Below are 371 nucleotides of genomic sequence, written 5' to 3' on the forward strand. Positions count from 1 at the left end.
TTTTTATTTATGGGTGGCGAGAAAAAAGTCAAGAATATTGAAAAGTGCGATATTTTTGCCCATTTGAATTTAATTGCAGACATGGGTGATATGGAAATCATTGATATGGCTTCTATGGTACGTGGCGCTATTAAGCAGCATGAATAACGCTGTTAAGTAAGGAGGTTAGAATAATGACCAAACAATTTGAAATAGATGAAGATTTCGAGTGGTTTATTGAAAAGTTTGAAGAGCCTAGTGAAAAAAATCAAGCCCCAGCAGAAATAATAAAAAAGTTTGAAGGTAAACTGCCTGCTAGATTATTAGAATATTGGAGTGAATACGGATTTTCTGGTTTCGGGGAAGGGCTTTTTTGGTTAACTAATCCCGAT

The 371-nt window shown here is 35.0% G+C and carries 1 protein-coding gene; it reads left to right on the top strand.

All coding sequences use genetic code 11. The features are described 5' to 3' along the window. Positions 1-173: 173 nt before the first annotated feature. The coding region (locus EXT47_RS23695) for a GAD-like domain-containing protein (RefSeq protein ID WP_276319752.1) at positions 174-371 on the top strand (198 nt) is incomplete at its 3' end.

This window comes from Pseudoalteromonas sp. CO342X, from assembly GCF_004208915.1.
In the GTDB taxonomy this organism is placed as follows: Bacteria; Pseudomonadota; Gammaproteobacteria; order Enterobacterales; family Alteromonadaceae; genus Pseudoalteromonas; species Pseudoalteromonas maricaloris.